Annotated in this window: 17 protein-coding genes; 16 read left to right on the top strand and 1 reads right to left on the bottom strand. The window is 69.0% G+C overall.

The window, feature by feature from the left end; genetic code table 11:
• Positions 1-53 precede the first annotated feature (53 nt).
• The 16 genes from B7R22_RS14745 (at position 54) to B7R22_RS14675 (ending at position 19,135) form a co-directional block, all read left to right on the top strand.
• Positions 54-716 (top strand): hypothetical protein, encoded by a 663-nt coding sequence (locus tag B7R22_RS14745; protein WP_116412466.1) that lies wholly within the window; start codon positions 54-56, stop codon positions 714-716.
• Positions 716-1,507 carry a lytic transglycosylase domain-containing protein gene (locus B7R22_RS14740; protein WP_116412465.1) on the top strand — a complete coding sequence of 264 codons (792 nt, stop codon included), beginning with the start codon at positions 716-718 and terminating at the stop codon, positions 1,505-1,507. The genes B7R22_RS14745 and B7R22_RS14740 overlap by 1 nt, the downstream gene beginning before the upstream one ends.
• Before the next feature lie 3 nt (positions 1,508-1,510).
• Positions 1,511-3,502 carry a protein kinase domain-containing protein gene (locus tag B7R22_RS14735; protein WP_116412464.1) on the top strand — a complete coding sequence of 664 codons (1,992 nt, stop codon included), beginning with the start codon at positions 1,511-1,513 and terminating at the stop codon, positions 3,500-3,502.
• The gene (locus B7R22_RS14730) at positions 3,499-4,092 is read left to right on the top strand and encodes a hypothetical protein (RefSeq protein WP_116412463.1); all 594 of its coding nucleotides are present in this window, start codon (positions 3,499-3,501) and stop codon (positions 4,090-4,092) included. Before B7R22_RS14735 ends, B7R22_RS14730 begins: the two co-directional genes overlap by 4 nt.
• A gap of 68 nt (positions 4,093-4,160) precedes the next feature.
• A complete protein-coding gene (locus tag B7R22_RS20110) occupies positions 4,161-4,286 on the top strand; it encodes a hypothetical protein (protein WP_301182621.1) in 126 nt (41 codons plus the stop codon).
• Between the two features lie 411 nt (positions 4,287-4,697).
• Positions 4,698-5,090 (top strand): hypothetical protein, encoded by a 393-nt coding sequence (locus tag B7R22_RS14725; protein WP_147305409.1) that lies wholly within the window; start codon positions 4,698-4,700, stop codon positions 5,088-5,090.
• 283 nt (positions 5,091-5,373) lie between these two features.
• Positions 5,374-6,537 (top strand): phosphate ABC transporter permease subunit PstC, encoded by a 1,164-nt coding sequence (gene pstC, locus B7R22_RS14720; RefSeq protein WP_253259100.1) that lies wholly within the window; start codon positions 5,374-5,376, stop codon positions 6,535-6,537.
• Between the two features lie 8 nt (positions 6,538-6,545).
• Entirely contained in the window at positions 6,546-7,832 is a 1,287-nt protein-coding gene (pstA, locus tag B7R22_RS14715; RefSeq protein ID WP_116412461.1) for a phosphate ABC transporter permease PstA, read from the top strand.
• The gene (gene pstS / locus B7R22_RS14710) at positions 7,829-9,469 is read left to right on the top strand and encodes a phosphate ABC transporter substrate-binding protein PstS (protein WP_116412460.1); all 1,641 of its coding nucleotides are present in this window, start codon (positions 7,829-7,831) and stop codon (positions 9,467-9,469) included. The genes pstA and pstS overlap by 4 nt, the downstream gene beginning before the upstream one ends.
• A 230-nt stretch (positions 9,470-9,699) precedes the next feature.
• Positions 9,700-12,318: a hypothetical protein gene (locus B7R22_RS14705; RefSeq protein ID WP_147305408.1), complete on the top strand. Its 2,619-nt coding sequence runs from the start codon at positions 9,700-9,702 to the stop codon at positions 12,316-12,318.
• A gap of 115 nt (positions 12,319-12,433) precedes the next feature.
• Complete coding sequence (locus B7R22_RS14700; RefSeq protein WP_116412458.1) at positions 12,434-13,516, top strand: hypothetical protein; 1,083 nt, start codon at positions 12,434-12,436, stop codon at positions 13,514-13,516.
• 39 nt (positions 13,517-13,555) lie between these two features.
• The gene (locus B7R22_RS14695) at positions 13,556-14,626 is read left to right on the top strand and encodes a hypothetical protein (RefSeq protein WP_116412457.1); all 1,071 of its coding nucleotides are present in this window, start codon (positions 13,556-13,558) and stop codon (positions 14,624-14,626) included.
• Positions 14,627-14,783: 157 nt separating this feature from the next.
• Complete coding sequence (locus B7R22_RS14690; protein WP_116412456.1) at positions 14,784-15,857, top strand: hypothetical protein; 1,074 nt, start codon at positions 14,784-14,786, stop codon at positions 15,855-15,857.
• Entirely contained in the window at positions 15,854-16,708 is an 855-nt protein-coding gene (locus B7R22_RS14685) for a hypothetical protein (protein WP_116412455.1), read from the top strand. The genes B7R22_RS14690 and B7R22_RS14685 overlap by 4 nt, the downstream gene beginning before the upstream one ends.
• The gene (locus tag B7R22_RS14680) at positions 16,705-17,727 is read left to right on the top strand and encodes a sortase (protein ID WP_253259099.1); all 1,023 of its coding nucleotides are present in this window, start codon (positions 16,705-16,707) and stop codon (positions 17,725-17,727) included. Before B7R22_RS14685 ends, B7R22_RS14680 begins: the two co-directional genes overlap by 4 nt.
• A gap of 613 nt (positions 17,728-18,340) precedes the next feature.
• On the top strand, positions 18,341-19,135 hold the full coding sequence (locus tag B7R22_RS14675; RefSeq protein ID WP_253259106.1) for a phosphate ABC transporter ATP-binding protein: 795 nt from the start codon (positions 18,341-18,343) through the stop codon (positions 19,133-19,135).
• A 60-nt stretch (positions 19,136-19,195) separates the two neighbouring features.
• On the opposite strand, the gene B7R22_RS14670 is transcribed toward B7R22_RS14675, so the two are convergent.
• Positions 19,196-19,852, bottom strand: coding sequence for a hypothetical protein (locus B7R22_RS14670; protein ID WP_116412454.1), 657 nt, complete (start codon positions 19,850-19,852; stop codon positions 19,196-19,198).
• Positions 19,853-19,954: the final 102 nt, after the last annotated feature.

Below are 19,954 nucleotides of genomic sequence, written 5' to 3'. Positions count from 1 at the left end.
GAACCTCAGCGGCAACGACGCACGGGGTACTCAGACCCATCGATCGAGGAACCGTGGCATCGACCCCCTACATCGCGTTCACGGAGTTCGTCTCCCGCGCCGACCGCGCCCTCACCGGCTGGTCGGGCTTTCGCGAGCACGTGCGGAGCGGGGCGCGGGCGATGGCCGAGCTCACCGGCGAGCCGTTGCCGCGCTCGCTGGATCCGCGGCTGGCGCCGCTGACTGCCGACACTGGCGGGGGTGCGGGGGCAGGCGCGGGTGCAGGTGCGGCGTCGGGCGGTGCCGCGGGAGGGCCGATCACCGCCGGAATCTGGCGTCTGCTCGCGCTCAACAATCGCGAGATCGCCCGGAGCCTGTTCCTCTACGAATCGGTCGGAGCGGCGAGTGCGCACGTGCGGAAGCTCCAGCAGAGCGAAGCCGACCTCGAGGTGCACCTCATCCGCGGGCCCGTCTCGATGCAGCACGGCTGGTATGCGACGCTCAACAGCGTCGCCGTGATGTCGTGCGGACGCTGGTACCCCGCGGCCGGTCTCTGCCACGAATCGGCCAGCTACAGCGTCACGGCGCTGCGCACCGCGCAGGTGGCCTCGGATGTCGCGCCGTCCGCCGCCCGAAAGCTCACCGCCCGCGCCGCCGCCCATGTGCGCACACGTGATGGGGTGGGCGCTTCCGCAGGCGGCCCCGGGGTCGGTGTCGGGGTGGGGGCGAAAACTTGATGAGGGCGCTGATCGGCGGCGCGACCCTGGTGCTTGCGGCCGGTCTCGTGGTCGGGGCGATCGCGGAGCCGCCGCGCGGGCAACCCGCCCGCTTCGCGGCGAACAGCGTGGCACTGCCCGCGGCAGCCGCGGGCGCCGAGGGGCCTGTGGCGGCGCCGGCAGCAGGGGCCGCTCAGCCAGCCGCAGGGGTCGGGGAGGTCGCGGGCTCCGCGCAGACCACCGCGGGCGATGCCGCCCTGGTCGATGCGACCTGGGCGTCGACGGTGGCGAGCCGCACGGTCACCCCGGTGCGCGCGCTCGTCGCTTACGCCGGTGCAGCCCTCCGCCTGCAGGCCGAGCAGCCCGCCTGCCATCTCGGCTGGAACACCCTCGCCGCGCTCGGTGCCATCGAATCCGGGCATGGCACGCACGGCGGATCCGCCATTGGGGCAGACGGGATCACCCTCCCCGCGATCTACGGCCCTGACCTCGACGGAAAGGCCTACGCGCACATCCCCGACAGCGACGGCGGCGCGCTCGACGGGTCGGCGACGGGGGACCGGGCGATGGGTCCGCTGCAGTTCATCCCGTCGACGTGGCAGCGCTGGGGGACCGACGGGAACGGTGACGGAGTCGCCGATCCGCAGCAGATCGACGACGCGGCGCTCGCGGCGGGGCGCTACCTCTGCAGCTACGGCGACCTGTCGACGGTGTCGGGCTGGCGGGCATCCGTCTTCGCCTACAACCACCTCGACAGCTACGTGGACTCGGTCGCGAAGACCGCGAACGACTACTCCGCGCAGGCGGGTTGAGCAATGGATGACCCACCCTCCGGTCTGCTCTCCGACCGGTTCGACCTCGGTGAACTGCTCGGCAGCGGCGGTTCGGCGTCGGTGTTCGCCGCGCTCGACACCACCACCGGCGACCGGATCGCACTCAAGGTGCTGCACCCGCACCTCTCGAACTCTGTCGCCGCGCGGGAGGCGTTCTTCGTCGAGGCCCGGGCCGTCGTGGGGCTCCGCCATCCGAACATCGTGGGTGTGCTCGACTTCGGCGTGCACGAGGGCTCGGGGGAGCCGCTGGCCTGGATCGCCCTCGAACTCGCGCCGGGCCTGACGCTGGCCGAGCACGTGGAACGGTTCGGCTCGCTCGGCTGGCGGGAGGCGCTCGCGGTCGGCGACGGGGTGCTGCGCGCACTGGAGGCGGCGCACGCGGCGGGCGTCGTGCACCGCGACGTGTCGCCGGCGAACGTGATGGTCGGGGCGGCCGGTGACGGTGGTGTCGGCGGTGTCGGTGGTACCGGTGGTGACCACGGTGCCGGATCCGTTGCCGGGCTGTCGATCTCGGCGGACGCCGTGCGCCTCGTCGACTTCGGACTCGCGGATGCCGCAGGCCGCCCGACTCTCGCCGCCGACATCCTCCGCTCGGAGCCTGAGCCGTCGACGGGGGCGCCGCTCGGCGTACTCGGCAGCGCGAACTACATGTCGCCGGAGCAGGCCAGGGGGCTGCCGGTCGACGAGCGCGGCGACCTCTACCAGGTGGGCGCAGTGCTGCACTTCGCGCTCACAGCCCAGCCGCCGTTTCTCCGCCCCACCGTCACCGGCGTCATGCGCGCCCACGTCTCCGCCCCGCCGGCCGTGCCCTCGGTGCAGCGCACCGGCGTGCCGCGCGGCGTCGACCGGCTCGTCGTGAAGGCGCTGCTGAAGGATCCGGCGCAGCGGTTCGTCTCTGCCGGGGTCATGCGGGCGGAGGTTCTCGCCCTTCTTGCGAGGGGCCCGGGCAGGCCCGTCGTGCCTGCCGCGCTGGCTGCGGGCACCCGGGCTGACGGCGCCGAGCCCGGCAGCACAGTGGCCAGCAGTCCGGTGGCCGACGGTGCAGAGCGCGGCAGCACGGTGGCCGGCGGCGCAGTGCCCGCCGGTACGGGGGCCGGGGCGTCGCTGACGGCACGCACGGTTCGGGCACCCCAACCCTCGGATGTCGCAACCGCCCGCCTCGACCAGGCCAACGGTGACGCGGGGGCGCATCCATCGGCCACCGCACCTCCGCTTCCTATCGCGGCTCCGGCGCCGGCCGGCCGCACGTCGGTGCGCGGCATCATGGTCGCAGCCGTCGTGCTCACGGCGACCGTCGTCGCCGTGGCATGGACGCTCTCGCTCGGAGCCGCCCCCAGCTCCACCGACGCCGTGCCGCAGCCGTCGACACCGGCGATCGTCGACCCCGCACTCGCGGTCGGCGCGGCCCCGGGTGGGGCTGGGGCATCCGGAGCCGCCACTCCGACCCCTGCGCCCGCTCCGACGGCACCCGCTGTGAGCCGGGTCGTGGCCGTTCCCGCCCTCGTCGGGGTCGACCTGTCGGCCGCGCGCGCTTCGCTACAGTCCGCGGGGTTGGCCGTCGGCGCCGTCTCGCAGCGCGACTCCGCCTCGCCGGCCGGCACCGTGCTGTCGAGCTCCCCGGATTCCACGGCGGCCCTCACACCCGGCGCGAGCGTCGACCTCGTCGTCGCATCCGGCTCCAACGCCGTACCTGTCGTGACCGGGCTCGCCCAGAACGAAGCGGTGGCGCGCCTGCAGTCCGCCGGCTTCGCGGTCGTCGTGGCGGTGCGCGCCCAGCAGGACGTTCCGGTCGGGCAGGTTCTCACGAGCGATCCTGCGGCCGCGTCGGTGCTGTCCCTCGGGAGCGTCGTCACGATCACCCTGGCGGATCCGGGACCGCCGGCGGGAACTCCGGCGCCCACACCGTCGGCACCCTCTCCGACGGCTGTCCCGACGTCGTCGGCGACCCCGGGCCCCGCCCCGGCCGCGCGGTGAGCGGTTGGAGTTCCGGCCGAACGGCCTTCGGCCCGGACTTCCGCTGGAGCGCCCTGCACCTCCTCGCCGTCATCGCCGCGTGCACGGTGCTCTGGGTGCCTTTCCTCCAGTGGATCGGCTCACCCGACAGGGACACCCTGCTCACCAACGCGGGCAAGTTCCTTGTCGTGTCGACGGCCTGCATCCAGGTCATTGTGATCGTGCTGGCAGTCCTCCTGCTGCTCGCGGCGGCGACATGGACCGAGGAGGGAGCACGAACAGGAAGCCTGGTCGTGGGCTGGATCGGGTTCGTGGCAGCTCCTGCCTGGGCCTACTGGGTCGTCTTCTCGTATATCGACTGGTTCGACGTCGGGGTCGATGACCGGGTCGTGTTCCTGGTCATCTGCGCGCTCCTGGCCGTGCCGGCGGTCGTGAGACCGTCTGCGGCCCGGCTTCGCGTGGCGCTGGGGGTCGTCGCGACGAGTGCGTTGCTCGCTGCGACCGCACTTCTGGCGGTCACCAGCGCGTCCGTGTTGCTGCTCGCGCCGGCGACCGCGTATTCGGCGGCGATGGTCGTCAGCGGTGCCTGCGCGAGACACGCCCGGGTCTGAGTCGACAGAGCCGAGGAGCGGCGGTCAGGCCCGTCTGCAGACCCACCTGTGAACCGAAGGATCGACCGATGACTCACTCCACGAACACCCCCGCCGTGCAGGGCCGCTACGTCACCGCCCCCACCATCGCGGCCGCCGGCTTCGGAACCTACACGGGCGTCACGGCGTCCGTCACCCGCGCCACCGGCTCCTAAACGGGCATCCTCGCCCCCGCCGCCCCGCGCGGCTCGTACATCGCCGCGGCTCGCTCGACGGCTCCGGATCGGGTCGGCCGCGCCTCCGTCTCCCGCGCCTTCACCACCCCCATCCCGCTTCCGCGTCACGCCTGACCGCCCATTTTTCCGCCCTCGGCTCCTCGCCGGCCGTATGGCTCTGCGTAAACTGATATTTAATCATCACGTGCCCTGAGATCTTTGGGTGGAAGAAAAAGTCATTGCTCTGGGCGGGTGAGCGGCGTCAGGGGTAGGTCTGGCGCTGAGGTCTTCGTCGATGAATCGAAGGCGCGGGACTATCTTCTCGTCGCGGTTGTCGTACTCAGTTCTGAAATGGCGGAAGCGCGCTCGGCTATCAGGCGTTTGACTCCTCATGGTCAGTCCAGGATTCACATGACCAAAGAGAGCGATGGTCGTCGGCGCCTGATTCTCGGAGCAGTCTCGGCCCTGAATCTCGGGGTGACCATCTATCGGGCCGAAAAGCGAGGGCGTACCGAGTTGGTTCGGCGGGAACTATGCCTTCGGGCGCTGGTGTCGGATCTTGCTCGGGCCAACCATTCGCGACTCTGTCTGGAGCGAGACGACACTTTGGTCAGCCGCGACCGTCAGCATCTCATTGATGCGACGAGGAAAACGGGGACGGACGGAGTTTTGTCCTACCGCCACGAGTCGGCCGTCTCGGAGCCGCTTCTGGCCTTGCCCGATTCGCTTGCATGGGCTTGGGCGAAAGGAGGCGACTGGCGCCGGCGGTGTCCTCAGGATGCCGTGCGCGTGGCCGACCTGTGAGAACTGCCTCTTCACAGCGCAAAACCCGAGCGCCACAACCATCCGGATGGGTCTCGGGTCCACTTTTCGCAGCTCAACGCCACGAACAACATCATCATAGCAAACGAGCACGCGAGATGACATAACATCGTGTTTTGCTACCGGTCATGGCTGCGGGGCGCCGCTCATTCCGCGTCCATCCCTCCTTCTCCGCGCGGGCCCCCGTCGTTCACTTTGCACCCAGAGCATCGATCTGTTGCGTTCCGCCTAGCTGAGGCGTGCCCGAGCAGAGGTGTGGTGAAGCGTGTCCGAAGACAAGTCGTTCGAGTCGCTGACCGACCTGCACGACGCGCTCAACCGGCCGACGAGCGTGAAGGTTCCGGTCGAGCGCGTGTTCGCGCCGGAGGTGGGCGGCGAGATCTTCGACGCGAACTCCCGCAAGCGGCATCCGGCCACCGCCACCCTCACCGACCAGCCTGAACCGACGAACCACCGCGACGCCGTCAAGCGGTCGCTCCGGTCGCGGCCGTCGCAGTCCGACTCGATCTTCAAGGGCGTCTCGCTCACAGCCGGCGTCACCACGGTGAGCATCATGCTGGCAGTCGGCATCTTTTTGTCGCTGCGGGCGAGCGACGCGCTGCAGGTGTCGGGCATCAACTTTCTGCTCGAACAGCAGTGGTCGCCGGAGACCGGGCAGTTCGGCATCGCGTCGGTCATCTTCGGCACGTTCACCATCGCGATCATCGCCATGTTCGTGGGGGTGCCGCTCGCCGTCGGCACCGCTCTGCTGCTCTCGGAGGTCGTGCGCGGCCCGATCCGCTCGTTCCTGGTGTCGCTGGTCGACCTGATGGCGGCCGTGCCGAGTGTGGTGTTCGGGCTCTGGGGCCTGTTCTTTCTGCAGGCGGCGGTCATCCCGGTGTCGGCCTGGATCTCGACGTACTTCTCCTTCATTCCGATCTTCGCGGTCGAAGACGGATCGGGTGCCCGCCTCACCGAGGCCAGTGCGTTCACGTCGAGCGCCTTCATCGCGGGCATCGTGGTGGGTCTCATGGTGGTGCCGACCCAGACATCGGTCATGCGCGAGGCCTTCTCGCAGGCGCCGATGGGGGAGCGCGAGGCGGCGTTCGCCCTCGGCTCCACCCGGTGGGGCATGATCCGCACCGTCGTGCTGCCGTTCGGACGGGGCGGGATGATCGGGGGCGTCATGCTCGGCCTCGGCCGCGCCCTCGGCGAGACGATTGCGGTGTACCTCATCATCTCGCCGATCTTCACAATCAACTGGGAGGTGCTGAAGACCGGCACGAACTCGGTCAGCGCGCTCATCGCGCTTCGCTACGGCGAGGCGAGCCAGTTCGGTCTCTCCGCGCTGATGGCGGCGGGGCTCGTGCTCTTCCTCATCACCCTGGTCATCAACTTCACGGCGTCGTCGATCGTCGCCCGGTCGCGCTCCGGCGCCGAGACGAGCTGAGCCGAACGATGTCGATCACCACCCTCGAACGACCGCTGGCCGGGAACGACGGCGACGACGGCGACCGCAGTGCAGACGGGCACGCCGAGACCGCCGCCGCCCCGCCTGCCCCGACGCACATCCCGTCGAAGGAGGGCATCGAGGTCGGCCCCCGCCGCCGCCTCCGCGAGTCGACACTGGATGAACGTTTCAACATCCTCGGTGCGCTGGTCGCCGGCCCCACCGTCGCAACTCTGCTCTTCGGCTGGTTCACCCCGCTGACCGGACCGATCGGCTGGGTCGTGGTCGCGTTCCTGGCGTTCATCGGCTTCTACATCCTGCTGGTGTCGCTCCGATCCGATCGTGAGGAGGTGAAGGATCGGGTTCTGACGGTGCTGCTCATCAGCGCGGGCACGATCCTCTTCGGCGCGCTCGCGTTCGTCGTGGTCTACACGGTGGGCCGCGGATCCGTGGCCCTGCCGCACCTGAACTTCTTCACCGAGACGATGCAGCTCGCCGGCCCCCTCGACGGGCTCGACGTGGGAGGTATCTCGCACGCGATCGTCGGCACGCTCATCCAGATCTCCATTGCGCTCGCGATCACGATTCCACTCGGCATCACGACGGCCGTGTTCCTCAATGAGATCGGCGGGAAGTTCGCCCGGTTCGTGCGCACGATCTCCGACGCGATGACGGCGTTGCCCTCGATCGTGGCCGGCCTGTTCGTGTACGCGGCGGTCATCCAGCTCATCACCCACCAGCGGTCGGGATTCGCCGCGTCGCTTGCGATCAGCGTGATGATGCTGCCGATCATCATCCGAGCATCCGATGTGGTGCTGCGGCTGGTGCCGGGGAACCTCCGGGAGGCGTCGTATGCACTCGGATCGACCCGTTGGCGCACGGTCTGGAGCGTCGTGCTGCCGACCGCCCGTTCGGGGCTGGTCACGGCAGTCATCCTCGGCACCGCTCGCGGCATCGGGGAGACCTCGCCGGTGCTGCTGACCTCGGGCATCACCGCGGTGATGAACCTGAACCCGTTCGAGGGCCCGATGATCTCGCTGCCGCTGCAGGTGTTCGACTTCGTGAAGTCGCCGGAACCGAACATCATCGCCCGCGGTTTCGGCACGGCTGCCGTGCTCATCCTGCTGGTACTGCTGCTGTTCATCGTCGCCCGGCTGATCGGTGGCAAGGGTGCGGGGCAGCTCAGTGACCGCCAGCGCCGCCGGGTCGCCCAGCGGTCGGTGGATGACCTCCGGCGCATGACCGTCGAGCGTTACGTGCTCACACCGACCCCCACCAAGGAGCCCCAGAAGTGACCCCCCGCGCCCGTTTTCTCCGTTTTCTCACCGCGACGCTCGCACTCGTGGTCCTGCTGCTCGGCGTCGGCGGGGGAGTGAGTGTGCAGAGCGCCTCGGCCGAGATCTACCTGCCGATCACCGGCAGCGGGTCGACCTGGTCGCAGAACGCTCTCGACCAGTGGCGCAAGAACGTCGCTGCGAACTACGGCATGACGGTCAACTATTCGGGCAACGGATCGTCGGCGGGCCGGCAGGACTTCATCAGCCAGTCGGTCGACTTCGCGGTGAGCGAGATCCCGTTCCAGGCGCACCCCGAAGACAACTCCGCGCCCGAGGTGCCGACCAGCGACTACGCCTACATGCCCATCGTGGCCGGTGGTACCTCCTTCATGTACAACCTGAAGATCGGCGGCAAGCGGGTCACCAACCTGAGACTCGACGGCGATGTCATCACGAAGATCTTCACCGGCGTCATCGTCAACTGGAACGACCCCGCCATCGTCGCCGACAACCCCGGCCTCGCCATGCCCGACAAGGCGATCGTGCCCGTTCTGCGCTCGGACGGATCGGGTTCCACGGCCCAGTTCACGCTCTGGATGTCGAAGCAGCACTCCGATCTCTGGAACTCCTTCTGCACCTCCGTCGGCCGCTCCACGCCCTGCGGGCTGACCTCGCAGTACCCCGGTTTCGGCAACGCGAAACTGCAGAGCGGTTCTCTCGGCGTCGCCGGGTACGTCAGCCAGGACTATGGAGAGGGCGCGATCACCTACGTCGAGTACTCCTACGCCCTGAAGTCGGGCTTCCCCGTGGCGAAGGTGCTGAACAATGCGGGCTACTTCGTGGAGCCGACGGCGCCGTCGGTGGCCGTGGCGCTCGTCGGCGCACAGATCAACAGCGACCTCACGCAGGTGCTCGACGGGGTGTACAACAACACCGACCCGCGAACGTATCCGCTCTCGAGCTACTCGTACATGATCCTGCCGACACAGACGAACAAGATCTTCACGGCCGAGAAGGGCAAGACCCTCGGGGCGTTCACGAGCTACCTGCTCTGCGAGGGCCAGCAGCAGGCCCAGCAGCTCGGCTATTCACCGCTGCCCCTGAATCTCGTGCAGGCGGCCTCTGACCAGGTGAAACGCATTCCGGGCGGGCCGGCGGGAGGCGTCGATCTGGCGAAATGCAACAACCCGGCACTGAAGATCCTCGACACGGCCCCGCAGCCGGTCGACTGCGACAAGCAGGGCCCGAACCAGTGCACGACCGGCACCGCGGGCGCGATCATCGACACTCCGGTCACCGGATCGGGTTCTGGCGGGAGTGCCGCCGCGGCCCCCACGGCTGACGGCGGAGCCGCTGCTGCGGCCCCTGCAGCGGATGCCGCGGCAGCTGCTGCGGCGGCGGCATCGGCCGCAGATCCGGCAGCGGCGTCGGCAGCGGGAGCTGCCGCATCCAACACCGCGGTCTACGACGCGAACGGTGCCGTCGTGAGCGGGAGCGCTGCCGCCGGGGCCTCCGTGGCTGTCAGCAAGCCGCTGACGCTGGCCGACCAGGCGTTCGGGCCGCAGCAGATCGTGATGATCTCGGCCGGAGTGCTGCTGCTGCTCGCGATCGTGCTTCCGCCCTTCGTCTCGCGCCGCCTGAAGCGCAGCCGGTAGTCGACCGCCAGACGCCCCCTTACCCCCCCCGAACGAGGGGGATGAACCCCCGGAATCATGCGGATCCCGGGGGTTTTTGGGCGCTCTGCGAAGTGTGAATCGCGCTCGCCCCAACGTGAAATCTCTCTGGGAGCACTCGTTCCCCGCACGTTCATCTGGGGGCCACTATCCGCCCATATTTTTACCCACGTTCCCCTTTCAAACCGCTGGATTCCAGCATGGAGTTCCCTGTGCCTTCTTCTCCCCGTCACCGCAGCAGCTATCATTCGCCCCGGCGCACCTGGTTGCTCTCCGGAGCAACCGGCCTTGTCGTCGGGCTCTCGGTCGGCGCGATCGTCGCCCTCTCGGGTGTCGTGCTGCCCGGCGAGACCGCGCACGCCGACGACTCGTCGGCTGTGACGGTGAAGGCCTCCGACCAGGACGCGGACATCGCGAATGCTCCGGCACCCGACCTCGCGGTCACCATCAGCCAGACGCGGGGGCTCGTGTCGCAGGGGCTCACGATCTCCTGGACCGGTGGCAAGAAGTCCGAGCTGCCCTCCACCATCACGGGTGGGGCGGACTTTCTGCAGATCGCCCAGTGCTGGGGCGACGACCCGGCGTCGAGCACTCCGTCGCCCGACCGCACCACCTGCCAGTACGGAGGGTTCTCGAGCCCCGGCGCCTCGCGTGACAACTACCTGGGCAGTATCGACGACGTTGCTCCCCAGGACATGGACTACACCGTGCCGTCGACCAACTTCGCGGTGCCGACCTACACGTCGATCCCGTTCCACGCCGTGACCGGCGAGACCGTGGCGTCGGTCAAGGACGGCGTGCACGACGAGACGGTCGACGTGAACCAGAACCCGTTCTTCACGAAGTACACGACCAACGAGGTCAAGTGGATCGGGTCGGGCGACAACGGCACGGGCAGCGCGAAGTTCGAAGTGCAGACCGCGTTGCAGGCACCAGGCCTCGGCTGCGGCGCGCCGGTCACTTCTGCCGACGGTGGCAAGTCCGGTCGCGCATGCTGGCTGGTCATCATTCCGCGCGGCGAGAAAGACCCCGGCAGCGCCGGCATCGACCAGTCGGGCCTCTTCTACGACACCTGGAAGCATCGCATCGCGGTCAAGCTCTCGTTCAACCCGCTCGGCGTGAACTGCCCGATTGGCGCCGCGGAGCGCCCGGTCGCCGGCAGCGAGCTCGTGGCCGCCGCCGTGGCATCGTGGCAACCGGCGCTCTGCAATGCGGCCGGCGGTTCGGTGTACTCGATCAGCACCGGTGCCGACACGGATGCCGCGGCAGCCGCCAATGGTACGACGCTCGCTCCGCTCGCATTGACCTCCCTGCCCCTCTCGGCCGAGGCCAGTGGCGGGGTGGACAACCTCACCTACGCACCCGTCGCGCTGGGCGGGTTGTCGATCGGCTTCGCCATCGACCGAGTCCCGTCCACTGTCGAAGGCACCCCGCAGACGGTGATCGATTCGGCGGGCCTGCCGTTCTCGTCTCTGAAACTCACTCCGCGACTCCTCGCCAAGCTGCTCACGAATTCGTACATCGACTCGCTGCCGACCGGGGCCGATCGTTCGCATGTCGGTTACAAGAGTCCCGAAGACCAGGGCAAGAACGCGCGCAACCTCACGCGGGATCCCGACTTTCTCGCCGTCAACGATCCCGAGTGGCAGTTCATGAACGTGATCAGCCCCTCTGTGGCCGATCTGCTCGAGCCGCAGGGGCGGTCCGATGCCGCCACCCAGCTCTGGAACTACGTGCTCTCTGACCCCACCGCGGTCGCCTTTCTGAACGGCGAGCCCGACGAGTGGGGGATGATCGTGAACCCCTGGAGCAGTACGAATGACAAGGTCGTTCAAGCCGTCAGCAAGAACACGGACTCCAGGGGTCTCGCTCTGCCTCGGGACACCTTCCCGAAGACCGACCCGATCGACCAGAAGGCCACCGACAACGGCGGCGAGGTGAACCTGGTCACCTGGCGCCCCTACGTCAACGATCTCGACACCGGGGCCTATCTGACTCTGCGTGGTGACGGGCAGACTCTCGGCCAGTGGAACCCCACCGCGGCGACACCGAAGTACGACAAGTCGGTGCGGAGCCTTCCGGGCCAACAGAGCGTGCTGGGGTTGACCGACACCTCATCGGCCGCCCGCTACCAGGTAGTCTCCGCCGAACTGCAGAACCCGGCGGGGAAGTTCGTCGCCCCAACGATCGATTCGCTGACCGCGGCTGCCGCAGCCATGACTGCCGCGCCCGCTCAACCGCAGGTCTACACCTTCGACCCGACGAGCGACGCCGCCAAGCAGGCTCCGACGGCGTATCCGCTGGCCATGCCCGTCTATGCCGCCGTGAACCGCACCATGAGCGACCCTGCGCTCCGGGCCGACTATGCGGCGTTCATCCGGTATGCAGCGACCGACGGGCAGACGCCCGGCGACACACTCGGCCAGCTGCCTAAGGGCTATGCGCCGATCCCGTCGGGTTGGCAGGCACAGGCACTCGTTGCGGCCGACACCATCGAGTCGGGTCTGTTGCCCGTTCCTCCGGTTCCCGAGGCGCCGAACGCACCCGTCGCGCCGGCCGGCAGCGCGCTGACCCCTGCGCAGGTGCAGGCGGGCGTCGCCGTCGTCCGCCCGGCGCGTGGCGTGTCGGCCCCAGCTCCGGCCGCGATCATCTCGGCGCCCGCGACGACGGTCGGCCCCACCGGCAAGGTCGCGGCCCCCCTCCTCGGGCCGGCGACTCCCGCAGACCCCGCCGGCGGACCGATCTCCGCCGCTGTACCCGCGAGCCTGCTCGCTGGACTCGGTGCCGCAGGTCTGGTGCCGTTCCTCTCCCGCACCAGGAGACGCTCCTGATGCCCACACTCTTGGAACCCGTGACGACCGGCGATGACTGCCTGCGTCACACCAAGTCGAGACGCCGTGACTGCGGATGCTCGGTCATCACACCCAAAAAAAGGAATCACGCACAGTGAAAATCACGAAAGTTGTTGCCGTCTGCGCAGCAGTTGGCGTCGCCGTTGCCGGCATCGCATTCGCAGCCCCCGCGTACGCCGACCCGGTGTCGAACAGCTACTCGCTGGTCGGCTCCGACACTCTCCAGGATGCAGCCAACGCTCTCGCCAACGGAACCACCGTCACCGGTGCTTCGGTTCGCGTGACCGCCGCCGGCAACACCATCGGCTCCTTCGACGCGTTCGGCTCGGACGCGATCCAGACCAAGGGCTCCGGCACCTACTTCGCCCGCCCCGCGGGTTCAGGTGACGGCGTCAAGGCGCTCAGCCGCTCGATCGACGGAGCGAACTTCTCCGTCAGCGGCAACTCGACGCCGGCCAGGGCCATCACCGGCCTGGTCGACATCGCCCGCTCCTCCAGCGGCCCCGGCGCAGCGGCGAACACCAGCGGTGTGCTGCAGTACTTCCAGTTCGGTCGCGACGCCCTGTCGTACGCCTACAACGGAACCGGCATCGACCAGCTCACCAAGGCGCAGCTCACGGCCATCTACAACTGCTCGCTGACGACGGTCAACGGCACCGCGGTCACCCCGGTTCTGCCCCAGGCCGCTTCGGGTACCCGCAAGTTCTTCCTGTCGGCCATCGGAATCACCACTCCCGGTTCCTGCGTCGTGCAGCGCGGAGACGCCGAGAACGACGGCACCGTGCTCGTCAACGCCGGTGAGCTCATCCCGTTCTCCGTCGCCAGCTGGGTCGCCCAGAGCAACGGCGCCGCGCAGGACCGCACCGGAACCGCTCGCCTCGGCAGCGCCGAGGGATCCGTGGTTCCCTTCACCGGCGCTGACGGCAGCTTCGTTCCGAACCCGACCTACTACGCAGACACCACCTTCGGCCGCGACACCTACGTCGTCGTCGAGGCTGCCCGCGTGAACCCGTCGAGCCCGAAGTACGACCCTGCTCTCGCTTCGCTCGTCGATCCCACCAAGTCGAAGAGCCTCACGAACTTCGGTTCGGGCCCCTCGACGTCGGGTGCTGTGAAGACCAAGTTCGGTTTCCTCGCCCCGTCGACCACCGTCTCCATCCGCGCGAACGCGTCCTAGTCACCCCAACTCACAGAGAATCTGAAAGGCACACCAGAAATGTTGCGTAAAAACGCACTTCGCATCGCCGCTATCGGCGTTGCAGCCGCGTCGCTTGTCGGCGCCTCGGCCTTCTCGGCCGCAGCCGCCACCTCGAATGGCTCGGACGCCACGTACTACCTGTACGACTCCGGCAACGAGACGCTCATCGCTCCGAAGACCGCCTCCGACGCCGGCCACGTCAACCTGTGGGACGACGACCTCGTCGGTTCCCCCAGCGCCACCGACGCCCGTTCGCTGTTCAGCTGCCCGACCGATGCGGAGACGGTGCAGACCTTCATCTCGCCGGTCGGCCAGGAGAAGGTGCGCTCCGCGTGGGTCGCCTACGCAGACGGCGGCTTCAAGCCCGGAACCAAGCAGATCCTCGAGCCCGGCGCCAACCTCGGCGCCCAGGTGCTGGGTTCGCCCGGCGCCGGTTCGGTCAAGGCTGCCGGCGGCAACTACAGCGTCGGTTTCGCCTGCGAGAAGTTCAACAACGTGGCTCTCGCGTCAGCCGGTATCTGGTTCGCGCCGATCTCGGTGACCGCCGGTTCGGGTGACTGGACCTACCAGCTCTCCGACACCGTCGCACCGCCCGCCCCGGCGAGCGGCTCGTTCGACCAGACCATCCAGGCGACCACCGTCGCCGGTCAGGATGGCATCCTCACGCTCGTCGCTCCGGCGTCGGCAACCACGGTGCTCGGCACGGCGACGCTCGTCGGCGGCCAGTCGACCTCGACCGGCAATCTCGGCAAGTTCACCGTCAAGGACGACCGCGTCGTCACCCACAAGGGCTGGACCGTGACCACCTCGGTCACCGACTTCACCAACTCGGGCGACTCGGCTGTCACCATCGACAAGAAGCAGCTCGGCATCGAGCCGATCGCCGTCGGTACCAAGCCCGCCAACGTCACGCTGTCGGCCGCCCAGGTCGCCGGTGCTGCCGTCAACCCCGCGCTCTTCGCGCAGGCCGACAACACCACCGCGGTCGCCACAACCGACCTCGACGCCAAGCTGACCTTCGTCGCCCCCGGCGACAAGCCGGCCGGTACCTACACCTCGAAGCTCACCGTCACGCTGGCCTCGAAGTAGTCGCACCACCTGCACACACCGGGGGGAGGGTCCGCGCGAGCGGCCCTCCCTTCGATGGTGCGGCGGGGCCGGGAACCGCCCCGCCGCTCCGCCTCCCGTTCACGTCTGGTTCACGCCTCGGCCCGCTGCCCGCAAACCTCTTTTGGATGAATGTACTGTGCCCGAAACAACCGCCCTCCCCCTGACGATGAAGCGTCTCGTCTCCTTTGTTCTCGCTGCGCTGTTCCTCGCGCTGGCGATGGTCGGTGTCTCCACGGCACAGGTCGCCCACGCCGATGACGAGTCGGGCATCTCCGGCTCGCCGTCGGATGGATCCGGTGCCGACGACCGCTCCCGGTTCAGCTACACGATCTCTCCCGGCCAGCAGATCAGCGACAGCTATCTCGTCACGAACGCCGGCACGATCCCGCAGACCATGAAGGTCTTCGCAACCGACGCCTACAACACGGATGACGGATCCTACGGCCTTCTCGACACGGATGCCGCACCCACCGACGCCGGCAGTTGGGTGTCCTTCGCCGATGGTGCCACGCAGCTCTCGATCCCACTCGAGCCGGGAGCGAGCCAGGTCGTTCCGTTCACGATGAACGTGCCGGCCGACGCCTCACCCGGCGACCATGCCGCGGGGATCGTCATCTCGGTACTCTCGACCGACGGACAGGTTCTCGTCGACCGTCGGGTCGCCACCCGGCTCTATGCCCGCGTCGCCGGTGCACTGCAGGCCGCCCTCACCGTCAGCAGCATCTCGGCCTCGTACGACGCCCAACTGAACCCGTTCGACGGCACGACGACCGTGACCTACACCGTTCGCAACAACGGCAACGTCGCTCTCGGTGCGAATGCGGTCATCGGCGTCAACACCTACTTCGGCATCGCCGCGGGAACGCTGCAGCGTTCCGAACTCGCAGAGATGCTCCCGGGCAGCACCCGCACCCTCTCGGTGGTCGTGCCGGGCATCGGTCAGCTCGGTTACCTCAACCCCTACATCAGCCTCGCGCCGACCGTCGACGCCGATGCGCAGGATCCGGGGCCCCTCGCCACTGTGGACCGTGACACCGTGGCTGTGGCGATGCCGTGGTGGCTGGTCATCCTTGTCGTGCTCGCCGCACTCGTCTTCCTCTTTCTGCGCTGGCGCCGGGCCCGCGACGCGAAGAACGCCGTCGCCTGGGCCGAGTACACAGAGGCAGAAGCCCGGCGCCTTGCCGCTGAGCAGCCGGTGGCCGCAGGGTGAGCGGTTCAGGATCGCGTCTCGCGGTCGCCGTGGCTGCGCTGGTGCTGGTCGCGCTCGCCGGCACTGCACTGCTCGGGGCGAACCCCGCCCTCGCTGATGACACCGGCGGGGTCGGCATCACCGTGACGGTGTCGCCCGCTCCTGCCGAACCCGTCACGACGTTTCCGCCGGCACCACCGGTGTCGGGTGTGGGCGGCAACGGCAGCCCCTCGCTCTCGAAGCCGTCCACCTCCGGCCTCGGCAGCAGCAACACCGGCAACACTGTCGTCACCGGTGGGCCCGCAGCCTCAGCGCCCGTTCCCGCTGCCGACGAGTTCGATCTCGGCGGCATCGTCTTCGTCAGCGGCGTGACGTCGGGCTACGGCTGGAGCATCAACCCGTTCGGCGGTGACTCCCATGCGGAGTTCACCGTGCACAACGTTTCGCAGTTCACGATCGACGGTTCGGCCGGCTTCCAGCTCGTGGGGCCGTTCGGCAACGAGATCGCGCGGGTCGACGGCATCCGGATCGACCAGCTGAAGCCCGACGAATCGCGGGTCATCGAGGCGACGCTGGGTGGGCTCGGCCAGTGGGCGTTCTTCACTACCCACGCGACCTTCACACCCCCCGAGAACGTGGCCGGAACGGCCCTGTCGTCGATCACCCGGGACGGGTTCATGTTCGTGCTGCCATGGTTCGTGCTGGTGCTGCTGATTCTGGCCGCCGGAGCGTTCCGAGTCGTCACGATCATCCGGAACCCGCCGCCGGTCGCCGCGGCTGCCGGGTCTGCCGCTGCCGGAACCACGGCCGCCGCCACGCCCGTCCCCGCGACCGCCGCGCGTCGTCCCGAGACGGACGGGGGAGCGGCGTGACCGCGGTCATCGACGAGCAGGCGGCCTTCGCCCCCGAGGCTCCGAGCCGGGACGCATCGCTCCGGGCGCCCAGAATGCCGCGCGGAGGGCGAGGGCCGAAATCGCCGCAGGCTCCCAAGCCGCCGCGCCTGCCCCGCCGCCCGCCGCCCTCCGCGCTCGGGCCCGCCGCCCCTCCCGGACCGGTGCAGGTCGTCGTGCACGGTGTTCTGCTGCTGGTCGCGGCGATGCTCTTCGCTTTCGCGGCCAACCTCATGGTGCTCAGCCATGTGCAGCACTTCGTCGCCCAGCAGCAGCTCAGCAACGAGTACCGCGTGCAGGCGCTCGCGGGCACGGCTCCGGTCAGCGAGGCCACGTTCGACGACCAGCTGGTGGCCGACGGCTCGCCGGTGGGTGTCATCGACATCCCCTCGATCAACGTGCGCGAGGTGATCTCCGAGGGCAGCTCTGCCGATGTGCTGAAGAACGGGCCTGGCCACCGGCGCGACTCCGTGCTCCCGGGCCAGGCCGGTATCAGCACCGTGATGGGTCGGGCCGCGGGGTACGGCGGACCCTTCTCGCGCATCCAGGAGCTCGCACCCGGCGACAAGCTCTCCGTGACGACCGGGCAGGGCGAACAGCAGTTCGAGGTCATCGGTGTGCGGTACGCCGGCGACCCCGTGCCGACCTTCGCCGGCGGAACGTCGAGACTCACCCTCGTCACGGCGAGGGGCCCCGCGTTCATCCCGACTGGCATCGCCTACGTGGATGCCGAACTGACCAGTGCCGTGCAGCCGGCCGGCAAGCGGCAGACCACTTACCTCGCGCTGCCCGCGGTCGACCAGGCGATGTCGACCGACACCACCACCGCGTGGGCACTCGTCTTCGCGCTGCAGTTCCTGCTGGTCGTCGAACTCGCGGCCGTCTGGGCGTTCCGCCGCATTGGGGCGCAGAAGACGTGGGTGGTGTTCGCGCCGCTCTCGATCCTCGCTGCGCTGTTCGTGGCCAACCAACTCGCCCTGCTGCTGCCCAACCTGCTGTGATCGGCCGCGCCGCGACCGGCCTCCCGGATGCGCGCGCCCCGCTCGCCAGCCCCGCCCGCCCGCTCGCCTCTCCGACACGAAGTGACACACCATGACTGATCCTGCCCCAGACCCCGATGTGACAGAGGTGCTTCCGGCACTCGGCAACAGGGGTCGACGCGTGCGGCCCCCGGGCGAGGTGGCTGCGTCGTCGCTGCTGCCCGATGCCTCGGCTGCGGCGTCGAGTGCCGCTGTGGCGACCTCCGCGGACGCTCCGACGACAGCTGTGCTGAGCGGGTCACCGCCGGATCTCGCCAAGACACCCACGGCCCCCACATCATCGAAGCCGCCGAAGGCCCCGAAGCCGCCGAAGGCCCCGAAACCGCCGAAATCGCCCCGCCTGCCGCGCCTCGGCCGACGCGAGAACCCGCCCGTCGCCGCGTCCGACGAAACCACCTGGTTGCCCCTCAGCGGCGCACCCGGCCCGCGGGACTGGTCGCCGGTCGTCGGGCCCGACTCGGCCCCGCCGCCGGCCCCTTTCGACGGAATGATCCAGTCCGCCGGTGTCGTTCCCGGCGCGCCGCCGGCCGGTTACGCCTCGGGATACGTCGCCCAGTCCCAGCCGGGAGCGCAGCTGCAGGCGGCGCGGGCACCGCTCGCGGGCCTCGAGGCGCGCAATATCTCCGCCTGGTTCGGCGACCACCAGGTTCTGGATCGCGTCTCGCTCGACATGCCCGCCGGCGTGATCACCTCGCTGATCGGGCCGTCGGGCTGCGGCAAGTCGACGTTCCTCCGCATCCTGAACCGGATGCACGAACTCGTGCCGAGCGCGAGCCTCGCCGGTGAGGTCCTGATCGAGGGCACCGACATCTACGACCCTTCCCGAAAGCTCGTGGATGCCCGCAAGAGCATCGGCATGGTGTTCCAGAAGCCGAACCCGTTCCCCGCGATGTCGATCTACGACAACGTCGTTGCGGGACTGAAGCTCACCGGCACCAAGGTGGGGCGCGACGACCGCGACCAGCTCGTCGAGAGCTGCCTCATCAAGGCGGGGCTCTGGAACGAGGTTCGGGATCGCCTCCGTTCCCCGGGCGGCGGCCTCTCGGGCGGCCAGCAGCAACGGCTCTGCATCGCCCGCTCCCTCGCCGTGACGCCGCAGGTGCTCCTCATGGACGAACCCTGCTCGGCCCTCGACCCCACCTCCACCCGGGTGATCGAAGAGACCATGCTCGAACTCGTCAACGACGTCACGATCGTGATCGTCACGCACAACATGCAGCAGGCCCAGCGGGTCTCGACGCAGTGCGCGTTCTTCCTCGCCTCGCAGGGCCAGCCCGGCGGCATCGTCGAGCACGGCGACACCGAGGCCATGTTCAGCGACCCGATCGACTCCCGCACCTACGACTACGTGAACGGCGTCTTCGGCTGACCTCCCCCGCATCGATTCGACGCGCAGGGGAGGGGAGGCAGGGGGGAAGCGGGGAGGGTACTAGGAGGCGGGGCGGGTCGTGAAGCGCCGGTCGAGAAAGCCCGCAGCGCCGGCGATCGTCACGCGGTCGGCGCCGAGGTCGAAGGCCACCGCCGCCCACGCGCCGAGCGGGTCGTCGACGCGCAACACCGGCACGGTGCCGTCGTCGACGAAGATGCGGTCGCGCCGGCGACGCATGTCCGACACCCAATGGGTGGTGCGCAGCAACTGCTCCTCCCACCCGGCCGTGGGGTCGCCCCGTTGCGGCACCGGCAGCGCGAGCCGGTCGTTCCGCACGAGGTAACTCACGGCGTGCTCGGTGAGGTCCGACCGGGCTCCGTCGAGCCGGGCGGCCGAGGCTCCGGGGCGGGGCGCGCGCCCGGTGCGGATGGATGCGGATGCCGGCCGCCGGCCGTGCACGCTGGCGGCCGCGTGGAAGACCTCGAGTCGCACAGAGCTGCCCGGGCCGAAGGTGGTGCGCATCCCTGACGGAACCTCTCCCTCGCCCGGTGCGACGAAGAGCGCGGGTCGGGTTCTGCCGAGCCTCCGGAGCGCAAGGATGCTGAAGGGGACATCAGGATCGGCAGCGCGTCCGAAAAGAGCCTCAGCGTGAGAGATCTCCGGACAGAACCGTTCGTCTGAGAGGCTGACCAGCTCTTCGAACAACGCTTTGACCACTGTAAAACTGTACTAGCCCGAGCGTGTTAACCGGGCGTTCATCGAGCACTTCTAACGTCTCGTCTGAGAAACCCACCCGACGCCGAACCGCGACGCCCGGAC

This window comes from Subtercola boreus, assembly GCF_003399635.1.
GTDB classification, from domain to species: domain Bacteria; phylum Actinomycetota; class Actinomycetes; order Actinomycetales; family Microbacteriaceae; genus Subtercola; species Subtercola boreus_B.
Note: the sequence above shows the minus strand (reverse complement) of the source record. Positions and strands in the feature narration are given on the sequence as shown.

What these genes read in the sequence shown, in the direction of transcription:
- B7R22_RS14695 (WP_116412457.1), top strand. Translation starts at nt 13,556, where the DNA reads ATGTTGCGTAAAAACGCACTTCGCATCGCCGCTATCGGCGTTGCAGCC.
- pstA (WP_116412461.1), top strand. Translation starts at nt 6,546, where the DNA reads ATGTCGATCACCACCCTCGAACGACCGCTGGCCGGGAACGACGGCGAC.
- B7R22_RS14740 (WP_116412465.1), top strand. Translation starts at nt 716, where the DNA reads ATGAGGGCGCTGATCGGCGGCGCGACCCTGGTGCTTGCGGCCGGTCTC.
- B7R22_RS20110 (WP_301182621.1), top strand. Translation starts at nt 4,161, where the DNA reads ATGACTCACTCCACGAACACCCCCGCCGTGCAGGGCCGCTACGTCACC.
- B7R22_RS14735 (WP_116412464.1), top strand. Translation starts at nt 1,511, where the DNA reads ATGGATGACCCACCCTCCGGTCTGCTCTCCGACCGGTTCGACCTCGGT.
- B7R22_RS14725 (WP_147305409.1), top strand. Translation starts at nt 4,698, where the DNA reads ATGACCAAAGAGAGCGATGGTCGTCGGCGCCTGATTCTCGGAGCAGTC.